This window comes from Pseudooceanicola aestuariicola (assembly GCF_045763785.1).
Classification (GTDB): domain Bacteria; phylum Pseudomonadota; class Alphaproteobacteria; order Rhodobacterales; family Rhodobacteraceae; genus Pseudooceanicola.
Genome location: NZ_JBJGSF010000006.1, coordinates 124,848 through 141,991, shown reverse-complemented (window position 1 = coordinate 141,991; position 17,144 = coordinate 124,848). Strand labels below are relative to the sequence as shown.

Genomic DNA, 17,144 nt, shown 5'->3' with positions numbered 1-17,144 from the left:
TTCTGGGAAAGGCGCTGCTAGTGAAAATCCCGGCTCGGAAACAGCTTCTTTGCCTGTTCGCGCGGATGCCGGGCGCTTGATCCGCCGCCACCTCGGGTGGGGTGCCCCATTGCCCCTGCCTGACGATCGCCCGCGTCGGTGGCCGGTCGCCCGAGGCTCGAAAGCATCGGCGAGATATCTTCGATCCGCTCGGCAATCACATGAACGACCTGTCCCTCGCGTTCAATCCTGCCGGTGACACGCAGCAGCCGCCCCGCGATCACCGCCTTGCGGAAGGTCTCGTAGACCCGGCTCCAGACCACCACGTTGGACACGCCGGTCTCGTCCTCCAACGTCAGGAAGATCACGCCCGATGCCGTGCCGGGCCGTTGCCGCGTGATCACGAGACCCGTGACGGTGATGCGCCCGGTCGCCTGGTTCAGCCGTTCATGCGGCAGGCTTTCGGGCAGGCGCGGCCGGAGCAATTCCACCGGATGGGCGCGCAGGGAGAGCCGCAGCGCTAAGTAATCCTCGATCACCTCCTGGCCCAACGTCATCGCCGGCAGCGCAACTGCCGGTTCCGCTCCGCCCTCACCGTCAGCGCCGAAGAGGGGCAGGGGCTTTGGCCCTCGCAACGCCCGGGCGGCCCAGAGCGCATCGCGCCGATTGAGACCGAGCGAGGCGAAGGCATCCCCTTCTGCCAGCCGTTCCAACGCGTCCGGCCTGACACCGGCCCGGCGCCAGAGGCTCTCTACATCGGGGTAGCCGTTGCCTCGGGCGGCCTCAATCCAAACCGCATCCTCCTCCCGCATCCCCTTGATCTGCCGAAACCCGAGCCGCAGCGCCAGCGCCCCGTCGCCGCGTGGCTCCAAGGTGCAGTCCCAGGCCGAATGATTGACTGAGACGGCACGGATCTCGACGCCATGCTCACGCGCGTCGCGGACGAGTTGCGCCGGGGCGTAGAAGCCCATCGGCTGACTGTTCAGCAGAGCGCAGGTGAAGACCGCGGGATGATGGCGCTTCAGCCAGGCCGAGATATAGACCAGCCGCGCGAAGCTCGCCGCATGGCTTTCGGGGAAACCATAGCTGCCGAAGCCTTCGATCTGGGCGAAGCATCGCTCCGCGAACCCCGCCTCGTAGCCGCGAGCCAACATGCCCGAGATGAATCGCTCACGGAATGCGCCAATGGTTCCCATCCGCTTGAAGGTTGCGAGCGACCGGCGCAGCCGGTCGGCCTCAGCCGCCGAGAAACCGGCCGCAACCACCGCGATCTGCATCGCCTGTTCCTGGAAGAGGGGAACGCCATAGGTGCGCCCCAGCACTTCCATCATGGCGGGGCCGAGGTCTTCGACCTTCTCCTTGCCCTGACGGCGGTTGATGAAGGGATGAACCATGCCGCCCTGGATCGGGCCGGGGCGGATGATCGCGACCTCGCAGACCAGATCGTAGAATTTCCGCGGCTGCATGCGCGGCAGGAAGTTGAGCTGGGCCCGGCTTTCGACCTGGAAGACCCCGACCGCATCGGCCTTGCAGAGCATGTCATAGACCACCGGGTCCTCTGGCGGCACATTGGCGAGGGTCAGCTGCAGGTGACGGTGATCTTCCAGCAGCCCGAAGGCCTTGCGGATGCAGGTCAACATGCCGAGCGCCAGCACATCGACCTTCAGGAACCCGAGCGCGTCGATATCGTCCTTGTCCCACTCGATGACGGTGCGATCCTCCATCGCGGCGTTTTCGATGGGGCAGAGCTCGTCGAGCCGGCCATGGGTGATGACAAAACCGCCGACATGTTGGCTCAGATGCCGGGGAAAGCCGATGATCTCGCCGATCAGCTTCGCCGCGAGCGCCACACGCCCGTCCGCCGGATCGATCCCGGCGTCGCGCATCCGGTCCTCGCCCGGTGCGCTGGACGACCAGCCCCAGATCTGCCCCGAGAGCCGGGCGATCACGTCCTGGCTCAGCCCCATCACCTTGCCGACCTCGCGGATCGCGGCGCGTGAACGGAAATGGATGACGGTCGCCGTCAGCCCGGCGCGATGCCGGCCATATTGCTCGTAGATCCATTGGATCACCTCCTCGCGCCGCTCGTGCTCGAAATCCACGTCGATATCCGGCGGCTCACCGCGTTCCTTCGAGATGAAGCGTTCGAAGATCAGGGTGATGCTCTCGGGAGGCACCTCGGTCACGCCGAGCAGGTAGCAGACGACCGAATTGGCGGCCGACCCGCGGCCCTGGCAGAGAATGCCCTTCGAGCGCGCGAAAGCCACGATGTCATGGACCGTCAGGAAATACGGCGCATAGCCCATCTCGCCGATGAGCTTCAGTTCCTTGTCGACCCGCGTAACGATCCGGGCCGGCGGCCCCTCGGGGTAGCGCCAATGCAGCCCTTCCCGCGACAATCGTTCGAGCCGGGCCTGCGCGGGTTCGCCGTCCCGCGCCTCGTCGGGATATTGATAGCGCAGATCGTCCAGTCGGAAGGCGCAGCGGTCGGCAATCTCCAGCGTACGCCGGATCGCCGCCGGATAGCGATGGAACATCCGGGCCATCTCGCTCGGGGATTTGAGCCGGTGCTCGCCATTGGTCAGCCGGCGCTCCCCGATCATATTGATCGTGCAGCCCTCGCGCAGGCAGGTCAGAACATCGGCGAGCGGACGCCTGGACGAGCGATGCATCATCACCTCGCCGAGGGCCACGAGCGGCAGGCCGGTGTCGTGGGCGATCCGGGCCAGCTGGTCGAGGCGGGTTGGGTCTCGCCCGTCATAGCGCGGTGCCGCGCCAAGAAAACACTGGCCCGGGAAGGTGCGCAGCATGTGCCGCAGGTCGCTGGCAGCCGCCCGGGCCGGGTGCTCCATCGGGTCGGGCGGCAGCGCGATCAGCATCATGCCCTCGCCCCAATCCAACAGATCCTTGCGCGTCAGATGGCATTCGCCTTTCGTGGCCCGCCGCTTGCCGAGGGACAGGAGCCGGGTCAGCCGCGACCAGGCCGCGATGTCGATGGGTAAGGCGAGCCAGTCGACCGGGCTGTCGGTCAGCACGATGCGGGCGCCAGGGATCAGCTTCGGCAACACCATATCCGGCGGTATCCGGGGTGCATCGCCTGCCGGCATTTGCTGCATGGTTTGGCGGCTGGAATGATCGGTCACCTGCCGGGATCGGATCGCCGGACCGGCCTCGGCCCCGTCGCTCGCTGCGCGGGCCTCCTCGCGCAGTCGTGCCAGCTCTTTCAGGGCGGAGAAAGCCCGCACCACGCCCGCCACCGAGTTGCGGTCGGTGATGGCGATGGCCTTCAGGCCCAGTTCGGCAGCCCGCGTGACCAGCTCCTCGGGATGCGAGGCGCCGGTCAGGAAGGTGAAATTGCTCGTCACGCAGAGCTCCGCATAGCCTGTCATGCGAACTCTCCTTGTGCGAACCAGCTCTGCGCGGGCCAGGCCGGCGCCTGCGGCGTGTGGTAGAGCCAGAGCCGTGCGCCCTCGCGGGTCTCCACCCGCCAGTAGTCGCGCAGGCCCGAGCGCCAGGCCGGATCGTCGAACCACCATTCCGGCGCGATCCGCTCCGGTCCGTCCGCACGCAGGGTGGTGAAAGACATGCGCCGCCAGGCGAAGCGGGCCGGTGGATGGCCGGGCTGGCCCAGCCCCTTCGTGGTGACCGGCTCAGGCGGAAAGATGATGATCGGCCGATCCGGTCCACGATGCGGTGGCGAAGGTTCCGCCGCGCTGTAGGCGGCGGGTGTCACGAGAAAGCTCCGCTCGGGGATTTTGCTGGTGGCAGGCAGGAGCCGCAGAACCCGGTCGAAGCCCAGCCGGTTGCCGAGCCGGGAGAAGAGGTCGGCCAGCGCGTCCTCGCGGGCTATCGTTCGGGGTCCGCCGAGCTGCTCAGGTGGCAAATCCTCGGTCACATGGGCGACGAGGCGCATCGCCTCGATCCCAAACCCGGCTTCGACCTCCGACACGCCTTTCTTGAAGAGCGCGGCAATGCGCTCGGGATCACGCATCGGCCGGGCCAGCCCGATCTCGACCTGCGCGGTCTCCCGGTCGACCCGGTGCAACTCAAGCCGCAGCCGCCGTGCGCCACGATGATGTTGGGCCAGCGTGCTGCACAGCCGGTCGAGCAGGCGTGCAAGGCCCGACATGACATCGGCCTCGAGACCGATCGGTTCCGGCATGGTTATCCGCACCCCGAAATACGGCGCGTCCGGCTCGGGAGAGACCGGCTCCGGCTGAAGGCCGAGCGCCTGGTCGAGCCGCAGCACGAGCCCCGAACCGAACCGTCGCGCGAGCGGCGCCCGCGGCAGATCGGTGATATCGCCGATCCTGTTCAGCCCCATGCGGGCGAGCCCCTCCGCCACATCGCTCCCGATCCTCAGCGCCGAGACCGGCAGGCTGGCGATACCCTCCTTCGCCGCGCCCTCGGGCAGGATGCCGCCGCCATGACGGGCGAGCGCCTGGGCCGCGCCACGGGTTTCGGCGATGGCGCTCGAGAGAGTCAGGCCGACCCGTTCCAGCCGCGCATGAAGGTCGCCCCGCATTTCGGCCTCGCCACCGAAGAGATGCGGCACACCGGAGATATCGGCGATAAGCCCGTCCGGGCCGTCGCGCGCCACCATTGGCGAATAGCGACCTGCCCACCGTCTGAGGCCTGCCAGTGCCCCTGCTTCCTGTGCGAGATCGGCGCGCCGGGTGATCAGCTCGGGGCAGATGGCGCGGGCATCGGCCGCCGCCATGCCGGGATGCAATCCGCGTGTCTCGGCGGCCGGGTTCAGGCAATGCACATGATCGGCATTCCCTGACCTGTGGATCAGTGCGAACGGTCCCTCAACGGGACGTCTCCGCAGGCTTGTGTCGCTTGCCAGCCGCGGAAACCGGATGGACAGCAGCCGTCTTGCCATTCCAATGCACAGTCCAGGTTCCAGATGTTCCCTTTTTGTTCTTATTAAGGGCCCATTGATGCAGAGTCGAGTCCCGTCGTTCCGACGCATTCGGTGCGCAATGCCACCGCGTCTCTGCGGCATTGCTGCCCTGGCCTTCGCGGATCAGCATGAGTCCGGTGGTTCGACCGGCTTCCGCGGCCAGCTGCAGGCGTCGCCCGGCGATCAGGGAGAGGGGCTTCTCCGGCTCCGCGATCACCAGTCCGACGCCTTCAGAGCGCAGCGCTTCCTCGGTGGCCCAGAGCAGGTCGGTCTCGCTCAAAGGACGGATGAGATACAGCCGCTCCCCGACGCCTACGGGCAGACCCCGGAGCATCGGCTGGTGCGGGGCATGGCCGGGAATGATCCAGATCAGGGCCTCGGTATGTCTGGCGGCCTGCAGCAATGCGAAGCTGCGCCGGCCCGGGCCTTCGGCCTCATGGACCCGATGCCTGGCCAGGGCAAAGAGTTCGCTCGGAGCCGGATCAAACCGCATCCTCGCGCACCCCCTCGGCAACGATCTTCAGCATCCCGTCCGCGAGGGGACGCTGGAGCTTCAGGGCCTCCTCGGCGGGCGCGGTCAGCCAGTGCCGCCATTCCTCGGGCTGCGTGAGGATGACGGGCATGGCTTTGGGGTGGATCGGCGCCACCTCGGCATTGGACGGGCAGGTCAGGAAACCGAAGATCTCCGCCGTCACCTCGCCTTCCTTCAGTTTGCGCACCGAGGTCCATGTCGTTCGCAGTCCGGCGAAGAAGGCGAGCGGCCGATCCTCGTCCAAAGCGAACCAGACCGGCGAATTGCGCGGCGCACCCCGGCGTCCGTCGATCTCTGAAAAGCTGGTGAAGGGCACGAGGCAACGATGTTCGACACCGAGCCAGCGCCGCCAATGGGGAGAGCCGACATTGCGGATATTGGTGACACCCTTGTCGGTGCGCTTGCCTTCGAGAAACTTCGCAGGGGTCGGCATGCCCCAACGGGCCATTGCCAGCTGCCATGCTGCGCTTTCGCCATGTCGGATGATCGGTGCCGGATAATCGGGCCAGATGCCAGGTTGAGGCGGCAGGTTCCCGGTGCTGTCTACAAGTTCCTCATCCCCCTCGACCATGTCGTCGAACAGGTGGCGCATCGCGTCCTGGCTCTTGGTCTGGGAATAGAGATTGCACATCTGCGGTACGCTCGGGAATCGGAACAGGGTTTCGATTGAGAACAATGACAGAACATGCGGCCGCTGGAAAGTGCGACCGGCTATAGCTTGCGTTCCAGCCGTCGTGACGAACGCAGTCGCTCAAGCAGGACGCAGCGAGGGTCGGTTTTGAGCCCATTTTGACCGTTGCTGGACGGTGTACGAATGACTGCTATCAGGACACGCGACTCTTACAAACGAGGGCAAAATTAGCTTCCAGAAAATTACGCGCTTCCACTTGCTGCGAATAACAGCCGCGTGCGAGCATCAAAGAGAAGTATTTGGTAGAAGGCAAAAATCTTGAACCGCCCCAAAGCACACCATTTCGTCCCGCAGAACCAACAACGACGCTTCCAAGACGAAGAAGGGAACCTTTTCCTTGGGATTAAGGAACAAAACAAAGTCATCCCAATATCGACCTACAGTGCGATGCAGCAAAGTGAGCTTTACTCCACCCGCGTCACAGAACCGATGGCAGGTAAAGACAACCGTTACGACAGCCGACTAGAAAAAGATTTCTTTGCACCACTGGACGGACAATGGGCTACAATGTGCGATGAAATCTTAAACATCACAGCTGATGGCAATTTGCCTGAAATGGATGAAAGTACTCGCAGAGCTTTCGCGCAGTATGTTTACAACGCTTACACCCGTGTACCAGAAGTCCATCAGAGATCGTCGGTACATCAAGATCCGGAGGGCGCTCTGCGAGACATATTGGGCACTGAGCTGTCAGACTCGCCTCGACGCGCCGATTTCCGAAGCAGGATTACTGATCCAGCCTTTCAAACTAGAGTTGTCAAGAATGCGACAGTACGGGCGATCGCACAACAAAATCATCAAGCCATCGACGACCTTGCCAGATGCAGCTTTTCATGGCTAACGCCCGCTAGCCCGGAAGGTCAGTTTCTGATCGGAAGTGTGCCTGTTGTGTTGAAATCCACCGAAGACGTCGACCCATTTGATTTGGGAATTATCTTCCCGATAGCGAAGCGATTGTGTTTGGAAATTCGTTCCGAGCCAGAAGATGAGATATGTCATATCTCGGGAAGGCTCGTCGACGAAATTAACCTGCGATCTGCGCGGCAAAGCCGGTTTTGCCTGGGTCCAGCCCCATCGGTAATCGAGAGGGCATTTACTCTTCTGAAATAGTACTCTCGTTTGATTGGCTGCAAAGTTATGAGCCGACATTAGCGCAGTCATGGCGAACGGCGCGAACGGCTGAAAAGTCCGCGTCGCTGCGTTTCAGTGACCATCCAGCAGATGGTGACATACAGTCCAAAAGTGGCACGGCCAATGAGAACGGCAGAGCTTTCTTGAGTCGGCATGCGTCGGCTCGGTTGAGCTGATGCGGTCGTCGCGCGACTCGCCACCGCGGTGTTCGCGAGCGTTGATCTTCCTTGTTTGCGGGTGCCGCCTTTGGATTTTGTCCTGAAGCACCAAAAAAGTGAAAGCTGGCCTTGGGTCCTGACGGATCCGGAGAAGGCTGGAAAAGGGTCAGGCGGGGTTCCGGAGGGATCCCGCTCCCCCGCCGGGAAACTGCTTTCCAAGACCGTTCTCCGATCCGCGCACGGTTGCCGTGCGCTCCTTCTGACATCGGAGACAACCCATGGCCAAATCCAAACCCAAGTTCAACGCTGCCGCGTCGATCACCAACGAACTCATCCGCATCATCGAACGCGGAGTCCTGCCGTGGCGCAAGCCCTGGACGGCAGGTGGGAGTTCCCGGCCCCTGCGCGTGTGCGGTGAGCCCTACCAAGGCGTCAATAACTTCCTGCTGACCATGCGGACGACGATGGCGGGCTACCGCTCGCCCTTCTGGATGACGATGCCACAGGCCAACGCGCTGGACGCCAGGATTCGCAAAGGCGAGAAATCCTCCCTGGTGGTCTATTACGGGCAGAGCCGGAAACAGGGGGAGGGGGATGAAGGGGCTGACGATGGCGAGACCGACGACACCCGCGTCTTCCGTTTCCAGAAGTCCTACCGGGTCTTCAATGCCTGTCAGATCGAAGGGCTCCCGGACAGTTTCCATCCCGACCCCGAGCCCGTGCCGGATCATCCGGCCGCAGAGCCGATCGCGCATATGCAGGCCTTCTTCGAGACCATCGACATCACCACGGTGTTCGCGGGCGACGAGGCTTATTACATGCCTGCTGTCGACAAGGTCTACATGCCGGCCATCACACGGTTTCAGGACCCGCGAAACTTCTACGGCGTTTGGGCGCACGAGTATTCTCATGCCACCAAGGCGCCGCACCGCCTGAACCGCAACTACGGTCTGTCTCGGTTCGGGAACACAGCCTACGCACGCGAAGAAATCGTTGCCGAGCTGACGTCCTGTTTCCTGGGCCAGCAGCTCGGATTCACGGCGCATACGCTCGAGATGAATGCGGCCTACCTCTACAACTGGCTCCGGGTCCTGCGCTCGGACACCAATGCGATTTTCAAGCATGCGGCGGACGCGCAGCGGGCCTGCGACTATCTGATTGCCCGGTCGGAGGCGGGCAGGGCGGGGGATGCCGATCGGGCCGCGTGAGGTGATGTCTCAGAGCAAAGGAAAAGAAGGCTTCGGGTTTGGTGGTTTCAACCCATCCCGAAAGGACAGACCCATGAACACTCCCGAACCCGCCGAGCTCTCCCCGCCCGACGTCGCCGCCATCGCGGCCCAAAACGACGCCTTCCGCAGGTTTGCCTGCCTCGGAATTGCCCCGGACCAGCCGATCCAGGGCCGCCTCGTCGTAACCCAGTCCCTGATCGAAGCAGGCGATGGCTTCGTGACGGAAGCCGTCCAGGCCACCGGTGCCTTCGACACCTTCGAGCCCGAGAACGATCCCGCAGGTTGGCACGATTTCGGGGCGGCCACGATCCGCGGCGAGACCGTGTTCTGGAAAATCGATCTCTACGAGGCCAGCTCTGACTTCCGCTACGGCGCCGAGGCTCCCGACAATCCCGAAACCACCATGCGCGTGTTGACCGTCATGATGGCGCACGACTGGTAGGGTAGGCCGCACCCCAACCTTCCATCACCGACAGGCCCGCTGACCCTCCGAAAGGGAAAGTGGGCCTCTTGTCCTTGTGAGCCGTTTTCGGACATTTGGAATCGCCTTCGCACCCGAACGCGTTTGCTGAGCAAACGCTGCCTCGGGCGCGGTGGCGACACACCATTCACGATTGGTCCGAAAACGCTCGAGTTCCCCAATCCCGGGGATCGGTCGCGCGAAGACCCGTGCGGCCCTTTCAAACACGTCGAGAAGGACATGTCATGACTCACACGTTCAAACCTACCACCGTCGCCATCGGCGATCTCGTCGCCCATCCCGCGAATGTACGGACCAATTCCCCCGAGACCTACGCCTCGGAGAACATCGCAAATCTGAAAGCCAGCATCGCCGTCCTCGGCCTTCTGCAACCGCTGCTCGTCCAGAAGATCGACGGCAAGTTCGGGGTGCTCGCCGGTGGCCGGCGGCATGCTGCACTCATCGAGCTCGTCGCGGACAAGACCGCCAAGGGCTTCACCAACCGCACGAAGATCGATTGCCGCCTTGTTCCCGATGATTGCGATGTGACCACCGCGCTGTCGCTCGCCGAGAACATCACCCAGGCCCCGATGAACGCAATCGACGAGTTCGAGGCCTTCGCCCGGATGATGGAGGTCGACGGTCAGACCCCTGAGACCATCGCCAGGACTTTTGGCACGACCGTGGCCGCCGTGAAAGGCCGTCTGCGCTACGGGCTCATCCATCCCGACATCCGTGCCGCGGCCCGCGCCAAATCGATCACGCTCGACACGATGAAAGCCTTCGCGGATCATCCCAGCCAGGAGGTGCAACGCGAGGTTTTCGAGGCGCTGACCAAAGAGGACAACCATGTCCAGGCCTACACCGTTCGGAACGCGTTGAAGTCCCGCGGCGTGCAGGTCAGCGACGATATCGGGGCCTTCGTGCGCAAAGACTACGAGGCGCGCGGCGGCGCCATCGCGGCCGATCTACTGGACGAGCATTCCGTGCTCGAGGACTCCGCGCTGGTCGAGACGATCCTGCTGGAGAAACTCGCCGCGGCCGCCGAAGAGGCGCGGGCAGAGATCGGCTTTGCCTGGGCCGACGCGGTCATCCAGTACGACTATGCCGCAATGGCAGACTACGGCCGGGTCTATCCGGGTCCTGTCGAGCCCGACGAGAAGGGCCAAAAACGCGTCGATGAGATCACCGCCGAGCTTGAGAAACTCGAACATGAGATGGAGAACGAGGAGCTCGAAGACGAGGCCTACAACGATTTCTACGATCGGGTCGACGAACTGGAGGCCGAGGCACGGGATCTGCAGGAGGCCTATAGCGCCGAGGATCTTGCGCGCTCCGGCGTGATCGCCGCCTGGTTGCATGGCAAGATCAGTCTGCATGTTGGCCTGGTGCGTCCTGAAGACAAGGCGGAGAGCTCCGGCAAGGCTGCTTCCACCGCGCCGGGCGAGAAAGGCACGGCAGATAGTGATGAGATCACCTATCCCGCCTCGCTCACCGAGGATCTGAAGACCGAACGCGCGATGGCGCTCGGCGCGGCCATGGCGATGCATCCAGAGGCGACGCTCGACCTCACGCTCTTCAAATTGGTCACGGATGTGCTGACCAGCGGCTTGGGCGTCACCCAAGCGATCAAGGTCGATGCGCGCCAGGAGTATCGTACCCACGCCAAAATGGACGAGATCGACGGCACCTCGCTTGAACAGGTGGCCGAGGCCCATGACGCACTCGACCTCTCCTGGGCCGATGACGCGAAATCCCCCGCCGACCAGTTCGCGCTCTTCCGGGCGCTCGATGCGGGCGAGAAGGCGAAACTCGTGGCCTACGCTACGGCCGCGACCACGCAATCCTGTTTCGCACGGGACCGGCAGCGCGACAGCCTGATGCATGATTTCGAGGTCGAGATTATGCCGGACATCCGGGAGCATTGGACGCCAAACGCGGCACTCTTCAACCGCTTCAAGAAGGCCTGGCTCCTGAAGATCCTCGGCGAGGAGCTGGGGCTCGCGCAGGAGGCTGTGACACTGGCCTCCTCGACCAAGAAGGAGGTCGTTGCCTTCTGCGACAAGCTCTTTGCGGAGCCCTTCGCCACGCTGACGGATGCACAGCGGGCGGCGGTCGCGGCCTGGTGCCCGCCGATGATGCAGACGGCAGGCGTCGAACCGGTTGATGCCAGCGAGGCCGAGACACCCGAAGACGAAACCGAGGTCGCCAGAGCGGCCTGACCCTACAGGCGACCCGCTCCGACCGGGGCGGGTCACACCCTTCCCTCCATCTTACAGGTAAATCCCATGGCACTTCTCAGCTTCACCGCGGCGAGCGTCGCGGCGCAGATCGCGCATGCGCGCGACTGTTCCACCTTCCTTCCCAACTGGAACGGGCCGGTTGGCAAACCTGCCCTGATCCTGATCGTCGGCAATGGCGTCCATCTGCGCTCGAACGGGATCGACGGCAAGACCACGCGAATCGTCACCACCGAACACGCCGATCCCTCCTACGCCTTCGCCGAGGGCATCAACCCGTTTCGGGACGCCGATTGGATGGCGGCCCGGCAAGCGGCGTTTCGGGATCTGACGGGTCAGTTTTACACCGACATTCTCGATGACGTGCAGATGCTCATCGACCGTGGTCATGACACCATCCGGCTGGCGACCGATGGCCATACGACCCGCGTCTTCCTGCGCCGCGCCGCTGACTATCTGATCGGCGGCACCTATGATGTCCCCTCCGGTCTCGGGGGGACGTTCCGGGTGATCCTGAAGGACGCCACCGACACCCACGCGGTCGTGCAGAACCACGGCAACTGCGAGGATTTCGACGAGATGCTGCCCTACCGGGTGCCGCTCGACGCTCTCATCGAGATCGATGACCGGAGGGCGGCTTAGCGCCCTTTCTCACAATCGCGTCGCCAATGTCCTGCCGCGCTTCGCGCTCTCGGGACATAGGCGACAAACAATTCTTTCTAAGAGAAAGGACTCTGAAATGGGTTGGCTCTTTTATACAGATCGTCGTGTGAAGACTTACTCGGACGAAAAGGCTGAAATCACCCGGCTCTGCACCTTCGAGACGGATACCCGCAAGACATTGTTGCTCAAGGCCTGCAAGGTCGGCTCGACCTGGTATGCAGCTTTGAGGCTCACAAACATCGTTGGCGTGCCGATTGAAGACAGAACCTACGTGACCGATGCCGACGGGTCGATCACCTTTGGAGCCGTGTTTCTGACCCGCTATGACGAGGGCTGCTGGGGCTACAAGGACATGGAGGAGAGCGCCGGGCCCGTGGAGTCGCGCGCGCCGCTCAGCCTTCTGGCGTTGCTCTCCGAGTTGAAGGATCCCGACAGCTATGCCCATGCCTGGCGTCAGCGCTGCCGCGACTGGGCGGCAATCCCGGACTACGACGAGGGTGACAAGATCAAACTGGCCGCACCGGTAACGCTGACCGATGGCAGCACCTGCCAGATCGTGACCGCCACCCATTACCGGCGCGGAGGGCAAAAGCGTCGCTGCTACCGCATCGAGGAGACAGGCGGCTTCGTGCGTCTGTCGAAAGCCTCGCTCGCCGGGTCCGAGCTCCTCGGCTCGGCGAAGAGTGACGCGAGTCCAGTTCTGGCGGAGTTCTTCGCCGGGAAGGATTCCTGACCGCCACCAGCGACGTCATCTGTCCAGCTTCGAGCCGCCTCCGCGCATTTGAAAGCGCAGAGGCGGCTTTTTGTCCTGTCGGACCCGATACCTGAGCCAAAGGACAGACGACATGCCCGATCACAATCCACAAAACGGACCCAAAATCCCATCACAAGCCCACCTCCGGGAGGCCTTGTCACAGATCGCCAGGGAGATCGAAGACCAGCCCCTCAGAAGCTCGACGCTCGCTCGGATCATGCGTGAGACGTTCGGCGGTAGCGATGCCGGCGGCGCGTGGTCCTGGCGCATGGCCTATGACCTGATGCAGGCCGCCACGGTGACGACGATCATGCGGGACAGCGGTTCGGACGTGCTCGCGATGGCCAGATTGCTCGCCTCACGGCTCCTGACGGAGACCCGGCGCTCCGAGCAACAGATTCGCCTGCAACAGTTCTCGACGCCGCTGCCCTTTGCGGCACTGGTAATACGCGCAGCAGCCATTCGCCCCGGCGAAACCGTCCTTGAGCCGTCAGCCGGGACCGGCGCACTGGCCGGTTTTGCCGTCCGTGCCGGCGGCAAACCGACGCTCAACGAGATCGATCCCTTCCGCCGCGCGCTGCTCGAGGTGGTGTTCGGAAGCCATGCGACAGGTTTCGATGCCGAGCATATCGACGATCTCCTGTCGGTGCCCGATTTTCCGGGCGTCATCGTGATGAACCCACCCTTCGCCTCCTCGGTCGATCGGTCGCGCGACAAGCACATCGCGGCGAAACACCTGATCGGCGCTGCCAAACGGCTGGCGCCCGGCGGACGTCTCGTGGCGATTATGCCCATGGGATTTTCGCCGGAACGGGACGCGGCCCATTGGGCGCGGGCATCAACCATTGCAAAACCGCGCCTTGCGCTCACGATCCCCGGCCATGTTTACGCCAAGCTCGGCACCACTGTGGAAACCCAGCTCATGGTCTTCGACAAGGTGCGGGAGGAGATTAAATGCGTCCGCACAACGGTCGGCGATCTGGATGAAGCGCGGGAAATTGTCGATGACATCGCCGCAACCCGCACTGCCGCTCCCTTGATCCAAACCGGTGCGCAGTTTCGGACTGACTCGCGCCGGGTCGGTGTCCCTATTGCACGTAAGCGCCCAATCGCCCAGGCGGCGTCTGCCAAACCCAAATCCCATGCCGCCATCCCGCTGACCTTCACCTGTCTCGCCACGCCCCGCGAAAACACGCCCGTCTCTGACATCTATGCCCGCTATCGTCCGCAGCGGATCGAGATCGCGGGTGCCCAGGAACATCCCACACCGCTGGTCGAAAGTATCGCTATGGCCTCGGTCGCGCCCCCGGTTCCGTCGAATGAAGCCGCCGCCGATCTGCGCCTGCCCGGCCGCCTGATCGAGGGGGGTCATCTCTCAGAGGCACAGCTCGAGACCATCCTCATGGCGAACGATGCCCACGCGCGCGACCTGCCGGGTCGGTTCACCATCGACGAGGACCAGACCCGGATGACCCGTGCGGACGATGATCCGGAGGCGCGCGCCTATCGCCTCGGCTATTTCCTCGGCGATGGCACCGGCTGCGGCAAGGGCCGCGAATGCGCCGGGCTCATCCTGGTCAATTGGCTCGCGGGCCGACGCAAGGCGGTTTGGATTTCGAAGTCCGCCACGCTCATCGAAGACTCCATTCGCGACTGGACCGACCTCGGCGGCTCGCCCGCCGACATCCAGCCGCTCTCCAAATGGAAGCCTGACCAGCCTATCTCCATGGGCGATGGCATCCTTTTTGTGTCCTACGCGACACTCCGGTCCGCAGGCAAATGCGGCACGACCCGGTTGAGCCAGGTTCTGGGCTGGATGGGCGACGGGTTCGATGGCGTGCTGGCTTTTGATGAGGCCCACGCCATGCAGAACGCCGCAGGGTCCGACGCGGGCAGGGGGGTGAAGCCCTCCCAGCAGGGTCTCGCGGGCTTGCGTCTGCAGCTCGCCGCCCCGCGGGCGCGGGTCTTCTATGTCTCGGCAACCGGGGCCACCAGCGTGCAAAACCTGGCCTATGCCTCCCGCCTCGGGCTCTGGGGCCAGGGGCCCGAATATCCCTTCCCGAGCCGCGAGAGTTTCGTCTCGGCGATGGAGGCCGGAGGCGTTGCCGCGATGGAAGTCGTGGCGCGCGACCTGAAGACGCTCGGGTTCTACACCGCGCGAGCACTCAGCTTTGACGGCGTGGAATACGACGTGCTCGAACATGCTCTCACACCCGCCCAGATCGAGATCTACGACGCCTATGCCGGGGCCTTCCGGACGATCCATCACAATCTCGAGGCGGCACTGATCGCGACCGGTGTCAACGATGCCTCCGGCCAGACCAACGCCTCCGCCGCCAAGGCCTCGGCCAAGTCCCGTTTCGAAAGCACCAAGCAACGCTTCTTCAACCACCTTCTGATGGGCATGAAAGCCCCGACCGTCATCCGTGCCATTGAAGATGATTTGGCCGAGGGATTCGTCTGCGTCATCCAGGTGGTCTCGACGGGCGAGAGCCTGTTGAAACGTCGGCTCGAGGCCATGGAGCCCGAAGACGAGCTCGTGGAAGGTGCACTCACGCCCCGCGACTACGTCTTGAGTTACCTCGAACAGGCCTTCCCGATCCATGCCCAGAAGCTCGTGGAGATCGACGGAAACATGGTGGCCGAGCCGCTGAGGGATGCGAACGGTGCCCTGGTCGTCTCGCGCGAGGCCGAGGCCTTGCGCGATGCGGCGATGATGGAGCTGATGACGCTTGCGCCTATTCCCGCCGCGCTCGATCAGATCCTCTGGGCCTTCGGCGACGAGGCCGTGGCCGAGGTGACCGGGCGCTCCATCCGCCCCCTGAAATCCAGCGACGGGGCCCTGTTTATCGAAAAGCGCAGCGCCAACAGCAATTCCTCGGAAACCCGCGCCTTCATGGATGGGGAAAAGGACATCCTGATCTTCTCCGATGCCGGCGGGACAGGTCGCTCCTACCATGCGGCTCAAACGGCCAAGAACCAGAAACGGCGGCGACACTATCTGCTGGAGCCGGGCTGGCGCGCCGATGCGGCGATCCAGGGGCTCGGCCGCACCCATCGCTCGGCTCAGGTGTCAGCGCCGTTCTTCCGGGTCTGCACCTCGGATGTGCACGGCGAGAAGCGCTTCACCTCCACGATCGCCCGGCGGCTCGATCAGTTGGGGGCGCTCACCAAGGGCCAGCGCGAGACCGGCTCGCAGGGCATGTTCCGCGAGGAGGACAATCTCGAAAGCCCGATCGCGCGGGGCGCTCTCCGGGGCTACTACGCCGATCTGGCCGCCGGGCGTGCCGGAGCCATGAGCTATGAGCAGTTCACGGATTGGACCGCCTTGCAACTGATCGACCAGGACGGCGTGCTGCTCGAAGAGCTTCCGCCAATCCAGCGCTTCCTTAACCGGGTGCTGGCCCTGCCGATCCACATGCAGAACGCGCTCTTCGCCGAGTTCATGAGCCGGATCGCCGATCAAACCGAGCGGGCGCGGGCGGCTGGGACGCTCGATCTCGGCGTCGAGACGTTGCGTGGCGAGAGGATCGAACAGGTCTCGGCGGAAGACCTCTGGACCTGTCCGCGCTCCGGGGCGGTGACACGGATCGTCGGACTCGAGGTGACCGACCCAGTCCATGTGCTCTCAGAAGAAGAAGCTTTGGACCGGAACCCCGACAAGCTGCCAATGATCAACCGTGCGTCGGGTCGCGCGGCACTGATCTCGTCGCGTCCGATGCAGATGTATGACGAGGAGATCGTCACGCTCATGCGTAAGGTGATCCGGCCGAGCGGGTCCACCTATGTCGAGGAAGGGAAGTTCCAGGCCTCCGCTTGGGAAGAGATCGAGCCGCCCGAGTTCCGCCGCCTCTGGGACGCGGAGGCCGATAGCCTCCCCAAAACCACCACGACGAAGCTCTATCTTTTGACCGGTCTGTTGCTGCCGATCTGGAAGGGCATCCCGTCGGGAAACGAGCGCATCTACCGGGTCACGCCGGAAGGGCAGGCAAGCATGATCGGCCGGACCGTCAGCGAGGACGGCGCCGCGGCCCTGCGTGCGCGGTTCATGGTCGGCACCCCGGAAACCCCGCCGGAGATGCTGACGGCGGCGCTTGGGTCCACCGCGCCGGTCGATCTGGGCCGAGGTCTCACGCTCACCCGCCGCCGGGTCGCGGGCGCGGCCCGTCTCGAGATCGACGGGGCCGACCGCGGCACGATCGACGGGCTGAAAGCCATGGGGTGCTTCACGGAGATCATCGCCTTCCAGCTCCGGGTCTTCGTGCCGCAAGGGGAGGGCATCGATACCGTCGCTATCCTGGCTCGGATCGTGGGGGAAGGGTCTCCAACGGCGGCGGAGCGAGCCGCCTGAAAGGAAAAGCGGGCTTTCGGTCGGGGGAACGTGGAAGGGTGCTTTGCCCC

At 63.9% G+C, this 17,144-nt stretch carries 11 protein-coding genes; 7 read left to right on the top strand and 4 right to left on the bottom strand.

Annotation, left to right across the window (positions count from 1 at the left end):
- Positions 1-17 precede the first annotated feature (17 nt).
- Genes ACI3GR_RS17510 through ACI3GR_RS17495 form a run of 4 tightly spaced genes read right to left on the bottom strand, consistent with a single transcriptional unit; the run spans position 18 to position 6,048 of the window.
- Positions 18-3,368 (bottom strand): error-prone DNA polymerase, encoded by a 3,351-nt coding sequence (locus ACI3GR_RS17510; protein ID WP_407496314.1) that lies wholly within the window; start codon positions 3,366-3,368, stop codon positions 18-20.
- Positions 3,365-4,864: a Y-family DNA polymerase gene (locus ACI3GR_RS17505; protein WP_298501041.1), complete on the bottom strand. Its 1,500-nt coding sequence runs from the start codon at positions 4,862-4,864 to the stop codon at positions 3,365-3,367. Before ACI3GR_RS17505 ends, ACI3GR_RS17510 begins: the two co-directional genes overlap by 4 nt.
- Positions 4,791-5,378 carry an ImuA family protein gene (locus ACI3GR_RS17500; protein WP_298501043.1) on the bottom strand — a complete coding sequence of 196 codons (588 nt, stop codon included), beginning with the start codon at positions 5,376-5,378 and terminating at the stop codon, positions 4,791-4,793. Before ACI3GR_RS17500 ends, ACI3GR_RS17505 begins: the two co-directional genes overlap by 74 nt.
- The gene (locus tag ACI3GR_RS17495) at positions 5,368-6,048 is read right to left on the bottom strand and encodes an SOS response-associated peptidase (RefSeq protein WP_286200796.1); all 681 of its coding nucleotides are present in this window, start codon (positions 6,046-6,048) and stop codon (positions 5,368-5,370) included. The genes ACI3GR_RS17500 and ACI3GR_RS17495 overlap by 11 nt, the downstream gene beginning before the upstream one ends.
- A gap of 318 nt (positions 6,049-6,366) precedes the next feature.
- Here ACI3GR_RS17495 and ACI3GR_RS17490 point away from each other — a divergent pair, with 318 nt between their 5' ends.
- The 7 genes from ACI3GR_RS17490 (at position 6,367) to ACI3GR_RS17460 (ending at position 17,094) form a co-directional block, all read left to right on the top strand.
- Positions 6,367-7,218 (top strand): DUF4238 domain-containing protein, encoded by an 852-nt coding sequence (locus ACI3GR_RS17490; protein WP_407496312.1) that lies wholly within the window; start codon positions 6,367-6,369, stop codon positions 7,216-7,218.
- Between the two features lie 457 nt (positions 7,219-7,675).
- Positions 7,676-8,605 carry an ArdC family protein gene (locus ACI3GR_RS17485; RefSeq protein WP_222481181.1) on the top strand — a complete coding sequence of 310 codons (930 nt, stop codon included), beginning with the start codon at positions 7,676-7,678 and terminating at the stop codon, positions 8,603-8,605.
- 73 nt (positions 8,606-8,678) lie between these two features.
- Complete coding sequence (locus ACI3GR_RS17480; RefSeq protein ID WP_222481179.1) at positions 8,679-9,068, top strand: DUF3768 domain-containing protein; 390 nt, start codon at positions 8,679-8,681, stop codon at positions 9,066-9,068.
- A 263-nt stretch (positions 9,069-9,331) separates the two neighbouring features.
- The gene (locus tag ACI3GR_RS17475; RefSeq protein WP_222481178.1) at positions 9,332-11,308 is read left to right on the top strand and encodes a ParB/RepB/Spo0J family partition protein; all 1,977 of its coding nucleotides are present in this window, start codon (positions 9,332-9,334) and stop codon (positions 11,306-11,308) included.
- Positions 11,309-11,374: 66 nt separating this feature from the next.
- A complete protein-coding gene (locus ACI3GR_RS17470; protein ID WP_407496309.1) occupies positions 11,375-11,968 on the top strand; it encodes a regulator in 594 nt (197 codons plus the stop codon).
- A 97-nt stretch (positions 11,969-12,065) separates the two neighbouring features.
- Positions 12,066-12,722, top strand: a complete 657-nt coding sequence (locus ACI3GR_RS17465) for a DUF6927 domain-containing protein (protein ID WP_222481174.1) — start codon at positions 12,066-12,068, stop codon at positions 12,720-12,722.
- A 112-nt stretch (positions 12,723-12,834) separates the two neighbouring features.
- Positions 12,835-17,094: a strawberry notch-like NTP hydrolase domain-containing protein gene (locus tag ACI3GR_RS17460; RefSeq protein ID WP_407496308.1), complete on the top strand. Its 4,260-nt coding sequence runs from the start codon at positions 12,835-12,837 to the stop codon at positions 17,092-17,094.
- Positions 17,095-17,144: the final 50 nt, after the last annotated feature.

Bases quoted from the DNA above. Each gene is read 5' to 3' on its own strand.
- ACI3GR_RS17510 (WP_407496314.1), bottom strand. From the start codon at position 3,368: ATGACAGGCTATGCGGAGCTCTGCGTGACGAGCAATTTCACCTTCCTG.
- ACI3GR_RS17505 (WP_298501041.1), bottom strand. From the start codon at position 4,864: ATGGCAAGACGGCTGCTGTCCATCCGGTTTCCGCGGCTGGCAAGCGAC.
- ACI3GR_RS17500 (WP_298501043.1), bottom strand. From the start codon at position 5,378: ATGCGGTTTGATCCGGCTCCGAGCGAACTCTTTGCCCTGGCCAGGCAT.
- ACI3GR_RS17495 (WP_286200796.1), bottom strand. From the start codon at position 6,048: ATGTGCAATCTCTATTCCCAGACCAAGAGCCAGGACGCGATGCGCCAC.
- ACI3GR_RS17485 (WP_222481181.1), top strand. From the start codon at position 7,676: ATGGCCAAATCCAAACCCAAGTTCAACGCTGCCGCGTCGATCACCAAC.
- ACI3GR_RS17480 (WP_222481179.1), top strand. From the start codon at position 8,679: ATGAACACTCCCGAACCCGCCGAGCTCTCCCCGCCCGACGTCGCCGCC.
- ACI3GR_RS17475 (WP_222481178.1), top strand. From the start codon at position 9,332: ATGACTCACACGTTCAAACCTACCACCGTCGCCATCGGCGATCTCGTC.
- ACI3GR_RS17470 (WP_407496309.1), top strand. From the start codon at position 11,375: ATGGCACTTCTCAGCTTCACCGCGGCGAGCGTCGCGGCGCAGATCGCG.
- ACI3GR_RS17465 (WP_222481174.1), top strand. From the start codon at position 12,066: ATGGGTTGGCTCTTTTATACAGATCGTCGTGTGAAGACTTACTCGGAC.
- ACI3GR_RS17460 (WP_407496308.1), top strand. From the start codon at position 12,835: ATGCCCGATCACAATCCACAAAACGGACCCAAAATCCCATCACAAGCC.